Source organism: Azoarcus sp. DD4, assembly GCF_006496635.1.
In the GTDB taxonomy this organism is placed as follows: domain Bacteria; phylum Pseudomonadota; class Gammaproteobacteria; order Burkholderiales; family Rhodocyclaceae; genus Azoarcus.
The window spans coordinates 1,872,326-1,887,933 of sequence record NZ_CP022958.1 but is presented as its reverse complement, the minus strand read 5'-3'; the positions used below and the strand labels follow the sequence as shown (position 1 = coordinate 1,887,933).

Annotated in this window: 12 protein-coding genes; 1 reads left to right on the top strand and 11 read right to left on the bottom strand. The window is 61.6% G+C overall.

Translation table 11 applies throughout. The annotated features are described in order from the left end of the window. Positions 1 to 112 precede the first annotated feature (112 nt). The gene (locus tag CJ010_RS08835) at positions 113 to 2,989 is read left to right on the top strand and encodes an adenosylcobalamin-dependent ribonucleoside-diphosphate reductase (RefSeq protein WP_141017692.1); all 2,877 of its coding nucleotides are present in this window, start codon (positions 113 to 115) and stop codon (positions 2,987 to 2,989) included. 156 nt (positions 2,990 to 3,145) lie between these two features. Here the strand turns inward: CJ010_RS08835 and CJ010_RS08830 are convergent, their stop codons facing one another. From CJ010_RS08830 to nuoE, 11 genes are all read right to left on the bottom strand, one after another. After that, positions 3,146 to 3,697, bottom strand: coding sequence for an NUDIX domain-containing protein (locus CJ010_RS08830; protein ID WP_141017691.1), 552 nt, complete (start codon positions 3,695 to 3,697; stop codon positions 3,146 to 3,148). 95 nt (positions 3,698 to 3,792) lie between these two features. After that, on the bottom strand, positions 3,793 to 5,262 hold the full coding sequence (gene nuoN, locus CJ010_RS08825) for an NADH-quinone oxidoreductase subunit NuoN (protein WP_141017690.1): 1,470 nt from the start codon (positions 5,260 to 5,262) through the stop codon (positions 3,793 to 3,795). 37 nt (positions 5,263 to 5,299) lie between these two features. Continuing rightward, positions 5,300 to 6,781 (bottom strand): NADH-quinone oxidoreductase subunit M, encoded by a 1,482-nt coding sequence (locus CJ010_RS08820; RefSeq protein ID WP_141017689.1) that lies wholly within the window; start codon positions 6,779 to 6,781, stop codon positions 5,300 to 5,302. Between the two features lie 75 nt (positions 6,782 to 6,856). Next, a complete protein-coding gene (nuoL, locus tag CJ010_RS08815) occupies positions 6,857 to 8,881 on the bottom strand; it encodes an NADH-quinone oxidoreductase subunit L (protein ID WP_141017688.1) in 2,025 nt (674 codons plus the stop codon). A gap of 12 nt (positions 8,882 to 8,893) precedes the next feature. Next, positions 8,894 to 9,199, bottom strand: coding sequence for an NADH-quinone oxidoreductase subunit NuoK (nuoK, locus tag CJ010_RS08810; RefSeq protein WP_133587840.1), 306 nt, complete (start codon positions 9,197 to 9,199; stop codon positions 8,894 to 8,896). Between the two features lie 57 nt (positions 9,200 to 9,256). Beyond that, on the bottom strand, positions 9,257 to 9,859 hold the full coding sequence (locus CJ010_RS08805; RefSeq protein WP_141017687.1) for an NADH-quinone oxidoreductase subunit J: 603 nt from the start codon (positions 9,857 to 9,859) through the stop codon (positions 9,257 to 9,259). A 35-nt stretch (positions 9,860 to 9,894) separates the two neighbouring features. Then, the gene (gene nuoI, locus CJ010_RS08800) at positions 9,895 to 10,380 is read right to left on the bottom strand and encodes an NADH-quinone oxidoreductase subunit NuoI (protein ID WP_141017686.1); all 486 of its coding nucleotides are present in this window, start codon (positions 10,378 to 10,380) and stop codon (positions 9,895 to 9,897) included. Between the two features lie 10 nt (positions 10,381 to 10,390). Then, complete coding sequence (nuoH, locus tag CJ010_RS08795) at positions 10,391 to 11,440, bottom strand: NADH-quinone oxidoreductase subunit NuoH (protein ID WP_141017685.1); 1,050 nt, start codon at positions 11,438 to 11,440, stop codon at positions 10,391 to 10,393. Next, positions 11,440 to 13,755 (bottom strand): NADH-quinone oxidoreductase subunit NuoG, encoded by a 2,316-nt coding sequence (nuoG, locus tag CJ010_RS08790; protein WP_141017684.1) that lies wholly within the window; start codon positions 13,753 to 13,755, stop codon positions 11,440 to 11,442. Before nuoG ends, nuoH begins: the two co-directional genes overlap by 1 nt. After that, positions 13,749 to 15,068 (bottom strand): NADH-quinone oxidoreductase subunit NuoF, encoded by a 1,320-nt coding sequence (gene nuoF / locus CJ010_RS08785; protein ID WP_205754919.1) that lies wholly within the window; start codon positions 15,066 to 15,068, stop codon positions 13,749 to 13,751. The genes nuoG and nuoF overlap by 7 nt, the downstream gene beginning before the upstream one ends. After that, positions 15,065 to 15,544: an NADH-quinone oxidoreductase subunit NuoE gene (nuoE, locus tag CJ010_RS08780; protein ID WP_141017683.1), complete on the bottom strand. Its 480-nt coding sequence runs from the start codon at positions 15,542 to 15,544 to the stop codon at positions 15,065 to 15,067. Before nuoE ends, nuoF begins: the two co-directional genes overlap by 4 nt. Positions 15,545 to 15,608: the final 64 nt, after the last annotated feature.

Here is a 15,608-nt window from a genome sequence, read left to right as displayed (position 1 = left end):
ATTTATTTTTATATCTATTTGTTTTTATGGTTATTTTTATTCTTTGCGAAAAGTCGCCCAACAAGCTATCCTTCCGGCACGCAACAACACATGGGAAGAAGAGACCGAAGCCATGAGCACGACCACCCAGAGCAACGCCAAACGCGACGCCAGCACCCTCCTTCCGCAGGAAATTTCCGGTGAAGTCCTGATCGAAAAATACGCCAAGGGCGACGAACAGAGCATCACCGCCGTCCGCAAACGCGTCGCCCGCGCCTTGGCGGCCATCGAGCCGGAAGACAAGCGCGCCCACTGGGAGGCCAAGTTCCTCGAAGCGCAGGAAAAAGGCTTCGTTCCCGCCGGCCGCATCAACAGCGCCGCCGGTACCTCGCTCGCCGCCACCCTGATCAACTGCTTCGTGCAGCCGGTGGGCGACTCCGTGACCGAAGCGGTCGACGGCCGCCCCGGCATCTACACCGCGCTCGCCCAGGCAGCCGAAACCATGCGCCGCGGCGGCGGCGTCGGCTACGACTTCTCGTCCATCCGCCCGAAGGGCGCGATGGTGCGCGGCACCGCCTCCAATGCTTCCGGCCCGGTGTCTTACATGCGCGTCTTCGACCGCTCCTGCGAGACGGTGGAATCCGCCGGCGCCCGCCGTGGTGCGCAGATGGGCGTGCTGCGCTGCGACCATCCGGACATCGAGGAATTCATTCACGCCAAGGACCACGGCGACCTCACCAACTTCAACATCTCGGTCGGCGTTACCGACCCCTTCATGAAGGCGGTGGAAGCCGACGGCGACGTCGAACTCGCCCACAAGGCCGAACCGGCCGATGAGCTCAAGCTAGCCGGCGCCTACCAGCGCGACGACGGACTGTGGGTGTACCGCAAGGTGCGCGCGCGCGATCTGTGGGACCAGATCATGCGTTCGACCTACGACCACGCCGAACCGGGCATCCTCTTCCTCGATCGCATGAACCAGGACAACAACCTGTACTACTGCGAGACCATCGAGGCCACCAACCCCTGCGCCGAACAACCGCTGCCGCCCTACGGCTGCTGCTGCCTGGGTTCGGTCAACCTGACGCCCTTCGTCAAGCACCCGTTCACCGACAAGGCGGAATTCGACTACGCCGCCTTCGGCAAGGTGGTGGACATCTCCATCCGCATGCTGGACAACGTGCTCGACGCCACCCACTGGCCACTCGAACAGCAAAAGAAGGAAGCCGACTCCAAGCGCCGCGTCGGCCTCGGCTTCACCGGCCTGGGCGACGCGCTGATCATGCTGGGCAAGCGCTACGACAGCGAGGAAGCACGCGAGGAAGCACGCAAGATCTCCGAATACATGCGTAACCGCGCCTACCTTGCCTCGTCCGACCTGGCCAAGGAGCGCGGCGCCTTCCCGCTGTTCAACGCCGACATGTACCTGTCGGGCGGCAACTTCGCCTCGCGCCTGCCGGCCGAAGTGAAGGACAAGATCCGCAAGAACGGCATCCGCAATTCGCACCTCCTGTCGATCGCCCCCACCGGCACGATCTCGCTCGCCTTCGCCGACAACGCGTCCAACGGCATCGAACCGCCGTTCTCCTACACCTACACCCGGCGCAAGCGCATGGCCGACGGCACCTTCAAGGAATACGCCGTCGAGGACTACGCCTGGCGGCTGTACAAGCACATCGGCGGCAACGTCGAGCAGCTGCCGCCCTACTTCGTGACCGCACTGGAAATCTCCGCCCAGGCCCACAAGGACATGGTCGCGGTGGTCGCCCCCTACGTGGATACGTCGATCTCGAAGACGGTGAACGTGCCGGAAGACTATCCCTACGCCGACTTCGAAGACCTCTACCTGACCGCCTGGAAGGCCGGCCTCAAGGGCCTCGCCACCTACCGCCCCAACTCGGTACTGGGCTCGGTGCTGTCGGTCACGCCGACCAGCGAACAGAAACAGCCGCACGACGTCGAGATTCCCGACGCCAACAAGCGCCTCTCGATCAAGAGCCTGCCGGCGCCGGTGCTCGCCTCGCTGCGCTGGCCGGGCCGTCCGGAACTGCCCGACGGCAACCTGGCCTGGACCTACATGCTGGGTACCCCGGCGGGCGACTTCGCCCTCTTCGTCGGCCAGTTCGGCACCAACGGCGGCACCTTCCCCTTCGAAGTATGGGTGAACGGCGCCGACCAGCCGCGCGGCCTCGGCGCAGTGGCCAAGACCCTGTCGATGGACATGCGTGCCAACGACCACGGCTGGCTCAAGCTCAAGCTCGACACGCTCGCCCGCACCGTCGGCGAAAAATCGTTCGAGATGCCTTTCCCGCCCCACGGCGAGAAGAAGCTTTTCCCCGGCGTGGTCTCGGCCTTCGCCCAGGTGGTGAACTATCGCTGCGAGACGCTCGGCGCCTTCGAAAAGGAAGGCCCGACCCCAGTGCTCGACACCCTGTTCAGCCTGGAGGAGCCCAAGACCGGCACCGACGGCACGCTGTCGTGGACAGTCGATATCTACAACCCCGCCACCGGTGAAGACTTCGTCCTCGGCCTGAAGGAAATCACGCTGCCTGCGCAGGACGGTTATTCCGCCAGCGTCACCCGTCCCTACTCGGTGTGGCTGTCCGGCAACTATCCGCGTGCGCTCGACGGCCTGACCCGCATCCTCTCGCTCGACATGCGGGTGATGGACCCGGCGTGGATCGGCATGAAGCTGCGCAAACTGCTGAACTACCCGGAGCCGCTCGGCGACTTCATGGCCTTCGTGCCCGGCACCAAGCGCCAGCAGAACTACCCGAGCACCGTCGCCTACATGGCCCAACTCATCATCCATCGGTATGCGATGCTCGGCGTGCTCGATGAAAAGGGTTATCCGATGCGCGAGATGGGCATACTCGAAGCGCCGCGCGACGAAAGCGAACCCAAGCTGATGCAGGGTTCTCTATGCAAGGAATGCGGCAACCACACCGTGATCCGCAAGGACGGCTGCGACTTCTGCACCGCCTGCGGCGCAGTCGGCACCTGCGGCTGAACGCCGAACCAGCCGGAGAGCAGGTTTAACGCTCTCCGGCCGGACTCTCCGGACGCCTCGCGGCATTCCGGAAAAGCAAAGAGCCCCGCGGCAAACGCCAGCGGGGCTCTTTGCTGTCGGCGACGACCGCGTCCTCGCGGCCCCCGACGGGCCGACTCAGGACAGAAGCGGCAAGGCGAGGAACAGCGCCGATATCGTCTTCGCGTCCGTGATGCGGCCATCCAGTACCCCAGCCCTCGCCTCGGCGGGAGAAAAAGACAGTATTTCCAGAAACTCGCCGTCTTCGAGTGCGCTCCCCACTTCCGACAATTCCGTTGCCAGGAAGACCTCGATGCGCTCGTCGGAGTATCCGATGCACGGATGCATCACCCCCAGGTGGCGCCACACGGCCGCCTCGTAACCTGTCTCTTCGCGGAGTTCACGCTTGGCGCAGTCGAGGATGTGTTCGCCGGCATCGATCTTTCCCGCCGGCAGCTCGAGGAAACTGCGCCGTAGTGGATAGCGGAACTGTCGCTCGAACACCAAGCCGCCATCCGGCAGCACGGCAACGATCACGACGGCGCCCGGGTGACGGATGTATTCGCGCACGGACTCCTTGCCATCCGGCAGCAACACCCGGTCACGCCTGACTTTGAGCAGTACGCCGTCGAACACCGCTTCGGAGTTGAGTTCGCTTTCGGCAAGCGGATCCATATTGTCGGCATTCATGCACTACCTCTTCGACGACGCAAATCGAAATTCACAAACAAAACCCCCGCCCCTGACGCATCGGCCAGGAAGGCGGGGGGCAGATGACAGCCGGATCAGAGCGACGCGAGCAGCGCGTAAGCGCACAGCGACATCAGACCCTGCGGCGCAATCCCCAGCGCGGCAATCGCCAGACCGTTGGCCGACAACAGCACCCGCAATTCCGCGGGGGCCCGAATCGGTGCCGTATCGACCGGCGGATCGAAGTACATGACTTTGACCAGACGCAGGTAATAGAACGCGCCGATCACGGACATCAGCACCGCGACCACCGCGATCCAGAAATATCCCGCAGCGACGACCGCCTGCAGCACGGCCATCTTGGCGAAGAAGCCGATAAAGAAAGGCACGCCGGCCATCGAGAACATCACGAACATCATGACGGCTGCAAACCACGGGCTACGCTTGTTAAGACCCTTGAAGTCGTCGATGTTCTCGGCTTCGAAGCCCGCGCGCGACAGCAGGATGATCATGCCGAACGACGCGAGACTCATGATCACGTAGGAAATCGCGTAGAACATCGCCGAGCTGTACGCATTCAGCGCAAAGTGCCGGTCACCTTCCACTACGCCGGACAGTAGTCCCAGCAACATGAAGCCCATGTGGGAAATACCCGAATACGCCAGCATGCGCTTCAGATTGGTTTGCGCGATCGCAGCCAGGTTGCCGAGGATGATCGACAGGATCGCGACAAACATCAGCATGGTCTGCCACTGCTCGGCAATATCGAACAGACCCCAGATCAGCAACCGTACCGCCATTGCAAATGCAGCAAACTTGGGCGCCGTGGCGATGATCAGCGTCACCGCCGTGCTGGCGCCATGATAGACATCCGGAATCCACATGTGGAAAGGCACCACGCCAAGCTTGAAGCAGATGCCAGCCATGAGGAAAACGACGCCGAAAAGCAGCACAGTGTCGTTCGCCGCCTGGTTGTATACCGACTGTGCGATACCTGAGAACTCCAGCGTACCGGTCGCGCCATAGATCATGGACATGCCATAGAGCAGCAGACCGGAAGCAAGGGCGCCGAGCACGAAGTATTTCATCGCCGCCTCGGTCGATCGCGCGGAGTCGCGATCGAAGGCGACCAGGGCGTAAAGCGCCAGCGACATCATCTCCAGGCCGATGTACATCGTCAGCATGTGGTTGGACGTCACCATCACCATCATGCCCAGCGTCATCAGCAGCGCGAGCAGGTAGTACTCGGGCTTGTCGATGTTGCGATCAGCGAGATAGCTGCGGCCATAGAGCAGCGCAATGGCCATCGAGAAGTAGATCAGCAACTTCAGGAAGTCTCCCATCAGGTCGCTGATGAACATGTTGTTGAAGGTCGCCACCACCTCACCCTGCATCGTGTAGATGGTGATGAAAGCGGCCGCGATCAATGTCACCTGGGTAAGACCGTAGGCGAGGCTGCGGGCGATGCTGCGCGCGAAGGTTGTCGCCAGCATGATCGCGAGCGCCATCACGGCAACGAAAATCTCCGCCGCTGCGGGGTAGAAGTCGGGGACAACAAAGTTCATCTTCTGACCAGTCCGGTTAAGTGTCTCGCCTGCGCGCTTACAGCTTGCTCACGGCGACGTGACGGAGGAGTTCATTGACCGATGCATGCATCACTTCCGTGAAGGGGAAGGGATACAGACCCATCGCCAGCACGCACAACGCAAGGATGCCGAGGAAGGCGAATTCGCGCCCGTTGATGTCCTCCAGTTCGGCAACATGCTTGTTTGCCACCGCGCCGAACACCACCCGCTTATACATCCACAACGTGTAGGCCGCGCCCAGGATCAGCGTCGTCGCAGCCAGGAAAGCGATCCAGAAGTTGTACTGAACGGCGCCGAGCACAATCATGAACTCGCCGACGAAGCCGCTGGTTGCCGGCAAACCCGAGTTCGCCATCGCGAACAGCATGAAGAAGGCCGCGAACTTCGGCATCGTGTGCACGACGCCGCCGTAATCGGCAATCTGTCGGGAATGAACGCGGTCATAGAGGACGCCGATGCAAAGGAACATCGCACCCGAGACGAAACCGTGGGAAATCATCTGCACCAGCGCACCTTCGATGGCGAGCGGGTTGAACATGAAGAAACCCAGTGTGACAAACCCCATGTGCGAGATCGACGAATACGCCACCAGCTTCTTCATGTCCGCCTGAACCAGCGCCACGAAGCCGATGTAGATGACGGCGATCAGCGACAGCGCGATGACCAGCGGTGCGAGCTCCTGGGCAGCGTCCGGCACGATGGGCAGGGAGAAACGCAGGAAGCCGTAGGCGCCGAGTTTCAGCGCAATCGCAGCCAGCACCACCGAACCACCGGTAGGCGCCTCGACGTGTGCGTCGGGCAGCCAGGTATGCACCGGCCACATCGGCACCTTTACCCCGAACGCGATCAGGAAGGCGAAGAAGATCAGTGTTTGCGCCTCGATCCCCAGCGGCAGTTGATGCCAGTCGAGGATGTTGAACGAGCCGCCCGCCTCCATGAACAGATAGAGCAAGGCGATCAGCATCAGCAGCGAGCCGAGCAGCGTGTAGAGGAAGAACTTGATGGCTGCATACACGCGATTCGGACCGCCCCAGATGCCGATGACGAGGTACAGCGGAATCAGCGAGGCCTCGAAGAAGACATAGAACAGCACGCCGTCGAGCGCGGAGAAGATGCCGTTCATCAGGCCCGACATGATCAGGAAGGCGGCCATGTACTGCGCAACCTTCTCTTCGATGACCTGCCAGCCAGCCAGCACCACCATGATGGTGATGAAGGCATTCAACAACAGGAACAGCACCGAAATGCCGTCCACACCGAGGTGGTAGTTGATGTTGAACCGCGGCACCCAAGGTGCGAGTTCGACGAACTGCATCGCGCTCGAAGACAGGTCGAAACCGGTATAGAGCGGAATGGTGACGATGAAGCCCGCAATCGAGGCCAGCAGAGCCAGCATTCGTGCCATCGGGGCGTTGCGGTCGGAACCGGTGGCGAGCACCAGTAGCCCGCCGACTATCGGCACCCAGATCGCCAGACTGAGGAGGGGAATATCCGTCATCGTTGCTTTCCGTTCTATGCGCCGTCGCCGGCGCGTTCGATCTTGTTGTTTGAATCCCTGAGCGGGCCGTGTCGCTTAACCGCGGTTGAACCAGAAGGTCAGCAGCACGAACACACCAATGATCATGGTGAAGGCGTACTGGTAGAGGTGGCCGGTCTGGAACAGGCGCGAGATCTGCGCCACCCAGCCCACCAGTTTGGCGGTGCCGTTGATCGCCACGCCGTCGATCAGCGCCTGATCACCGCCCTTCCACAGCCCCTTGCCAAGCAGGCGCGAACCGCCGGCAAAGAAGATCTCGTTGAAACGGTCGAAGTAGTACTTGTTCTCGAGCAGGGTGTGCAGCGGCTTGAACGTGCGCTGGATCGCTGCCGGAATGCCCGGCTTGACCATGTAGAAGAACCAGGCCACCGCAACACCGCCCATCGCCAACCAGAACGGCGCAGTCTGCAAGCCATGCACCGCCATCGCCACCGGGCCGTGGAAGTGCTCGGCCAGCTCCTTGATGCCGACGTGATTGTCGCCAACGAAGATCACACCCTTGAACCACTCGCCGAACAGCATCGGCTCGATGGTAAAGAAGCCGATCAGCACCGACGGAATCGCCAGCAGTACCAGCGGCAGGGTCACCACCCACGGCGACTCGTGCGGCTTCTGACCAGGGGCAAGACCGTGATGGTGATCGACCGACGGCTCTTCGTCGTCATGGTCGCCATGGTGATCGTGATGGGCGTGGCCGTTCTCGCCGAACCGCTCCTTGCCGTGGAACACAAGGAAATACATCCGGAAGGAATAGAACGCGGTGACGAACACGCCCGCCATCACGCAGAACAGGGCGTAGCCCGAACCCGGGATGGTCGAGGCATGGACCGCCTCGATGATGGAGTCCTTGGAATAGAAGCCGGAGAAGAACGGGAAGCCGATCAGCGCCAGCGAACCGAGCAGCGAGGTAAACCAGGTGATCGGCATGTACTTCCACAGGCCGCCCATATTGCGCATGTCCTGGTCGTGGTGCATGCCGATGATCACCGAACCGGCGCCGAGGAAGAGCAGCGCCTTGAAGAAGGCGTGCGTCATCAGGTGGAACACCGCCGCCGAGTAGGCGGAGACGCCCAGCGCGACAGTCATGTAACCGAGCTGCGACAGCGTCGAGTAGGCAACCACGCGCTTGATGTCGTTCTGCACGATACCGAGGAAACCCATGAACAGCGCGGTGGTGGCGCCGATCACCAGCACGAAGGACAGCGCGACATCGGACAGTTCGAACAGCGGCGACATGCGCGCCACCATGAAGATCCCGGCCGTCACCATGGTGGCAGCGTGAATCAGCGCGGAGATCGGGGTCGGACCTTCCATCGAATCCGGCAGCCAGACGTGCAGGGGAACCTGGGCCGATTTACCCATCGCGCCGATGAAGAGGCAGATACAGATCGCGGTGAGCAAGGGCCAGCCGGTCACCGCCATCTCCATGACCGACAGCTCCTGCGCCTTGGCGAACACCTCCGCGTAGTTGAGGCTGCCGGTGTAGGCGACGATCAGGCCGATGCCGAGCAGGAAACCGAAGTCGCCGACGCGGTTAACCAGGAAGGCCTTGAGGTTGGCATAGATCGCGGTCGGCCGCTCGTACCAGAAACCGATCAGCAGGTAGGAAACCAGGCCCACAGCTTCCCAGCCGAAAAACAGCTGAAGGAAGTTGTTCGACATCACCAGCATCAGCATCGAGAAGGTGAAGAGCGAGATGTAGCTGAAGAAACGCTGGTAGCCGGGATCCTCTGACATGTAGCCGATGGTGTAGATATGGACCATCAGCGACACGAAGGTCACGACCAGCATCATCATTACCGTGAGCGCATCGATCTGGAAGCCGACTTCGAAATTGATGCCGCCAGCGCTCATCCACGTGTAGATCGTGCCGTTGAACGTGTTGCCGGCCTGAACGTCCTGGTAAATAAATACCGAAGCCACCAGCGCTACGGCGACCCCAAGGATGGTAACCACGTGTGCGCCGGCCCGCCCGATCAGCTTGCCGAAGAGACCCGCGAGAATCGCGCCGGCCAGCGGCGCCAGCGGCACGAGGAGATAGAGCTTTTGCATGTCCGTCATCGTGACGCTTCCTTAACCCTTGAGGCTGTCCAGATCATCCACGTGGATCGTCCGCAGGTTGCGGAACAGCACCACCAGAATCGCAAGACCGATCGCCGATTCCGCTGCTGCCACGGTGAGAATGAAGAAAACGAAAACCTGCCCCGCGATGTCGCCCAGATAGTGCGAGAACGCGATGAAATTCAGGTTGACCGCGAGCAGCATCAGCTCGATGGCCATCAGCAACACGATCAGGTTCTTCCGGTTGAGGAAGATCCCGACAACGCTGATCGCGAACAGGATCGCGCCCAGGATGAGGTAGTGGGAAAGCGAAAGCATCTGTGACTCCCTGATCGCGCCGGTACCAGAACCGGCGCGTTTCTTGTTCGCGCCTTGTTATTCCTTCTCGGCCGGCATCTTCACCAGCTCGACCCGGCCTTCACGCTTGACCGCGACCTGCAGGGCCGGATCTATCGCCTTCGTGCCCTTGCGCTTGCGCAGCGTCAGCGACACCGCCGCAATCATCGCCACCAGCAGCACCAGCGAAGCAAGTTCGAACGGGTAGACGTAATCGGTGTAGAGCACACGGCCCAGTTCGCGGGTGTTGCTGTAGTCGGCAGCGGCGGCGGGCGGCGCCGGCATAGCATCCAGACCGAAGTAACGGCCGCCGAGCACCATTGCCATCTCGATCACCATCAGGATGCCGATCAGCGCCCCCACCGGCAGGTAACTCCAGAACCCCTGCCGGATGCGGTCGAGGTTGATGTCGAGCATCATCACGACGAATAGGAACAACACCATGACCGCGCCGACATAGACCATGATCAGCGTGATGGCTAGGAACTCGGCCTGCAGCAGCAACCAGATGCCGCCTGCGGTGAAAAAGGACAGCACCAGGAAGAGCGCGGCATGAACCGGGTTGCGCGCGGTGATCACGCGCAGTGCCGCGAGCACGAGAATCGCGGAGAGAAAGTAGAAGACAGCCGTCTTGAATTCCATGTTCAGTATCCACGGCGCCCTCAGGCGCCCTCCCCTTAGCGGTACTTGGCCTCTTGCTCGCGGTCCGCGGCAATCTGCGATTCGTAACGGTCACCGACCGCCAGCAGCATCTGCTTGGTGTAATACAGGTCACCGCGCTGCTCGCCGTGGTACTCGAACACCCTGGTCTCGACAATGGCATCGACCGGACAGGCTTCCTCGCAGAAACCGCAGAAGATGCACTTCGTCAGGTCGATGTCGTAGCGACTGGTGCGACGCGAGCCGTCATCGCGCTGCTCTGACTCGATCGTGATCGCCATGGCCGGGCAGACCGCCTCGCACAGCTTGCAGGCGATGCAGCGCTCCTCACCATTCGGATAACGGCGTAGCGCGTGCAGACCGCGGAAGCGAGGGCTCTGCGGCGTCTTCTCTTCCGGGAACTGAATCGTGATCTTGCGCGCAAAAAAATGGCGGCCGGTCAGGGCCATGCCCTTCACCAGTTCCTTGAGGAACAGACTACCGATGTAATCCTTGGCACCCATGTTCAGAACCTCACTTCCAGATCGACAGCGGCGACATCATCCACACCGCCACCACGATCACCCAGACCAGGGTGACCGGAATGAACACCTTCCAGCCCAGACGCATGATGTGGTCGTAGCGGAAACGCGGGAAGGTCGCACGCGCCCACAGGAAGATGAAAAGAATGCTTGCGGTCTTGAGCGCCAGCCAGTGGAACCCGTCGGGAAGGAAGCCCACCGGCGACAGCCAGCCACCGAGGAACAGCACCGAGGTCAGGATGGAGACCAGGATCATGTTCGCGTATTCGGCCAGGAAGAACAGCGCGAACGCCATGCCGGAATACTCGACCATGTGGCCCGCGACCACCTCCGCTTCGCCTTCAACCACGTCGAAAGGTGCGCGGTTGGTCTCGGCGATACCGGAAATCAGATAAACCACGAACATCGGCAGCAGCGGCAACCAGTTCCAGGACAGGAAGGAAAGCCCCATGTCGTGGAAACGACCCGTCCCCTGGGAGCCAACGATGTCGCTCAGATTCAGGCTGGCGGAAATCAGCAACACGCAGATCAACGCGAAACCCATCGATACCTCATACGACACCATCTGCGCCGCAGCGCGCATCGAACCGAGGAAGGGGTACTTCGAGTTGGATGCCCAACCGGCGATGATCACGCCATACACTTCCATCGAGGTGATCGCGAGCAGGAACAGCAGGCCGGCATTCACGTTGGCGAGAACCAGACCATCATCGAACGGAATGACCGCCCACGCCGCCAGCGACGGGGCCAGCGCGAGGATCGGACCAAGGATAAAAAGACCCTTGTTGGAGCTGCTCGGAACGATGATTTCCTTCAACAGCAGCTTCACCCCGTCCGCGATCGGTTGCAGCAGGCCGAAGGGGCCGACACGGTTGGGGCCGATACGAACCTGCATGTAGCCGATGACCTTGCGCTCGGCCAGCGTCAAGTAGGCCACGCAGCCCATCAACGGCGCGACGATGGCAACGATCTTGACCAGCGTCCACACTACCGGCCAAGCCGGTCCGAACAGATCTGCGACGGGTTGCAGAAAGCCTTCCATCAGACACGCTCCAGACTGATCGAGCCGCTCAGCGGGCCCAGAACCGCGGTGGTGGCATGAGCAGCCGCCACGCGAACACACCCCGGCGCCACCGAGTTATCCACCATAGCGGTAAGCTCCACCGCCACGCCATCCTGTTTGACCTTGACCCGAACGCCAGACTCGATGCCGAGCGCTCCGAGCGTCGCCGCATTCGCACGGGCCTGCGGCACAGCGGCATCCTTCGCTTTCTGTAGCGACGGTGCGCGACGCACGAGGGCATCAGCAAAGTAGATGGGCACATCGGCAACGCGCTCAAGCGCACCGGCCTCACCCGCCGAGAGACCAACGACACCGTTGAGTCCGTTTCCAAGGAGCGCGCCGAGATCGTCGGGGAGTGCATCACGCCGCACTGCTTCACTGTCCTCGTAGCCGAAACCATCGACATTGAGCAGGTTGCCGAGCACGCGAAGCACCTTCCACGCCGGTCGGGTGTCGCCGAGCGGCTTTGCGACCGCATTGAAGCTCTGCGCTCGCCCCTCGCAATTGACGAAGGTCCCGGAAGTCTCGGTAAAGGGTCCGATCGGCAACATCACATCGGCAACGTCACGCAGCACTGCCGAGTCGAATGCAGACATCACCACCACGAGCTGTGCGGTTTGCAGCGCAGCAAGCGTTGCCGCGCCATGAGCGAAATCGAGATCCGGTTCGGCACCCAGCAGTACGTAGGCCTTGCGCGCCGACTCGATCATTGCGCGGGCATTCAAGCCATCGGCGGTCGGAACCGCACCAGCCAGATAGCCGCCGACACTGTTGGCCGCTTCACCAATGAATCCGCAACGGCCATCGGTCAAGCGAGCGATCTCGAGCGCCAGCTCCTGCAGCTCGGCTGAGCGCGCATCCTGAACCGCGAGGTTGCCCAGCCAGATCGCGACCTTGCGGCCGGTCGCCAGGCTTTGGGCAATTTCACGAGCCTCAGCGCTGACCTGAACCGCGGGAGCAGCCTCGCCCTTCTCCGCGGCGAGCGTCGCGACGATGCCGGCAAGCGTTGCAACCATCGCCGACGGCGCCACCAGCGCACGGTGACGCACCGGAATCAGCCACTCCTCGGCGTTCGGACCAACCGCGGAAACGTGCAGACCGCGCTTGGCCGCCTGACGCACCCGCTGCGCGAGCAGCGGAGCATCCTTGCGGAGGAAGCTGCCGATGACCAACAAGCGATTCAGCTCGCCGATCTCCGCGACCGGCATGCCAAGCCAAGGCGCACCTGCACGCAGACCGTCGGCGCGGAAGTCCCATTGCCGCAACCGGAAATCGACATTGTTCGACCCCAGCCCGCGCATCAACTTCTGGCCAAGGAAGAGTTCCTCGACGGTTGCATGGGGTGAGAACAAACCGCCGACAGCCGTCGCGCCATGGTCTTTCACGACGGAGCGCAGGCCATTGGCGACAAACTCGAGGGCGGTCTGCCAGTCGACCGTCTTCCATTCTCCGCCCTGCTTCACCATCGGCGAAGTCAGGCGCTCGTCGCTGCTCAGGCCCTCATAGGAAAACCGGTCCTTGTCTGACAGCCAGCATTCGTTGATGGCCTCGTTCTCCAGCGGCAGAACGCGCTTGACGACATCGTGCTTGGTCTGGACGATCAGGTTGGACCCGAGCGAATCATGCGGACTCACCGAACGCCGGCGGGACAGCTCCCACGTCCGCGCGGCGAAACGGAAGGGCTTGGAGGTCAGCGCGCCAACCGGGCACAGGTCGATGATGTTGCCGGACAGCTCGGTGTCCACCGTCTTTTCGACAAAGGGCATGATCTCGGCGTGCTCACCGCGGAAAGCCTGGCCGAGTTCCATCTCGCCAGCGATCTCGGTGGTGAAGCGCACGCAGCGGGTGCAGTTGATGCACCGGGTCATGTCGGTAGAGACCAGCGAGCCGAGGTTCTTGTTGAACACGACCCGCTTCTCTTCCTGATAGCGCGACTCGCTACCACCGTAACCGACAGCAAGATCCTGCAACTGGCATTCGCCGCCCTGATCGCAGATCGGGCAGTCGAGAGGGTGGTTGATGAGCAGGAACTCCATCACCCCCTTCTGGGCTTTCACGGCCTGCTCGGAATGGGTCCACACCTTCATGCCGTTGGTCACGGGGGTGGCACAGGCCGGCAGCGGCTTTGGCGCCTTTTCGACCTGGACGAGACACATCCGGCAGTTGGCCGCGATGGACAGCTTCTTGTGGTAGCAGAAGTGCGGAATGTAGGAACCGGCCTTGGCGGCCGCATCCATCACGGTGCTGCCATCCGCTACCTGCAGCTGCTTACCGTCGATTTCGATCTCTAGCATGAGGGGCTCACGTAGATTTGGCTGCCCGCGTACTGGACTTCAGGCGGCACGAGGCATTGCTTGTTTTCGATGTGGTACGCGAATTCGCTGCCGAAGTGCTTGACGAAGCTCTGCACCGGCATCGACGCGGCATCACCCAGTGCGCAGATGGTGCGCCCCATGATGTTGCCGGTTACGGAATTCAGCAGGTCGAGGTCGTCCTGACGGCCAAGGCCGTTCTCGATACGATGCACCACGCGGTACAGCCAGCCTGTGCCTTCGCGACACGGCGTGCATTGACCGCAGGACTCCTCGAAATAGAAGTAGGACAGACGCTCCAGCGCCTTGACCATGCAGGTGGTTTCGTCCATGACGATGACCGCGCCGGAGCCGAGCATCGAGCCTGCCTTGGAGATGGAGTCATAGTCCATCGTGCAGTCCATCATGACGTCGCCCGGCAGCACCGGCGCGGATGAGCCGCCAGGAATCACCGCCTTGAGCTTGCGGCCGCCACGCATGCCGCCCGCCATTTCGAGCAATTCGGAAAACGGCGTGCCGAGCTTGATCTCGTAGTTGCCCGGGCGATTCACATGGCCGGAAACCGAGAACAGCTTGGTGCCGCCGTTGTTCGGCTTGCCGAGATTGAGGAAGCCCTCTCCGCCCATGTTGATGATGAACGGGACAGACGCGAAGGTCTCGGTATTGTTGATCGTGGTCGGTTTGCCGTAGAGACCGTAGCTCGCCGGGAAGGGCGGCTTGAAGCGCGGCTGACCCTTCTTGCCCTCGATCGATTCGAGCAGCGCGGTTTCCTCGCCGCAGATGTAAGCGCCATAACCGTGGTGGGCAAACAGCTCGAAAGAGAAATCGCTGCCAAGGATGTTCTGACCAAGCAGGCCGGCAGCGCGCGCTTCCGCCAAGGCTTCCTCGAAGCGCTGGTAGATCTCGAAGATCTCGCCATGAATATAGTTGTAGCCACGCGCGCAACCCATCGCGTAGGCCGCAATCGTCATGCCTTCGATGACGGTATGCGGGTTGTAGCGCAGGATATCGCGATCCTTGAACGTGCCCGGCTCGCCTTCGTCCGAGTTACAGGCGAGATACTTGTCGCCGGGGAAAGAGCGCGGCATGAAGCTCCACTTCAGGCCGGTCGGAAAACCTGCACCGCCACGACCACGCAGCGACGACGCCTTGAGCTCGCCGATGATGGTCTCGGGCGGAATCTTTTCCGCAATGATCCTCTTCAGCGCGGAATAGCCGCCTCGCGCCACGTAATCCTGGAGCCGCCAGGTGCGGTCGCCGTCTACCCCGGCGAGTATCAGTCCGTGCGCGCTCATTTGCTATCCAGGTCGGCCAGCAGTTGGTCGATTTTCTCGGTCGTCATCCAGCTGCACATGCTGTGATTGTTGTGCAGCAGCACAGGGGCATCGCCGCAAGCTCCCATGCACTCGCCTTCTTTCAGCGTGAACTTGCCGTCAGGCGTGGTCTCGTTGAAATCGATACCCAGCTTCTTCTTGATGTACTCGGCCGCATGCACGCCGCCCGACAGCGCACAGGGCAGATTGGTGCACACGGTGATCTTGTGGCGACCAACCGGTGCAAGGTCGTACATGTTGTAGAAGCTCGCAACCTCGTAGGCAGCGATGGCGGGCATCTCGAGATACTCCGCGACGAAAGCGATCGTCTCTTGCGACAGCCATCCCTTCTCGACCTGCGCGATACGCAATGCGGCCATCACAGCCGATTGCTTCTGGTCGGAAGGATACTTGGCGATCTCGCGATCGATCTGTTGCAGCGATTCCTGGCTCAGCATGTCGTGCTCGTCTTCCGGGTAGCCTGCCGTCTGTTCTTTACCTGTCATACGCATGCGAAATGCG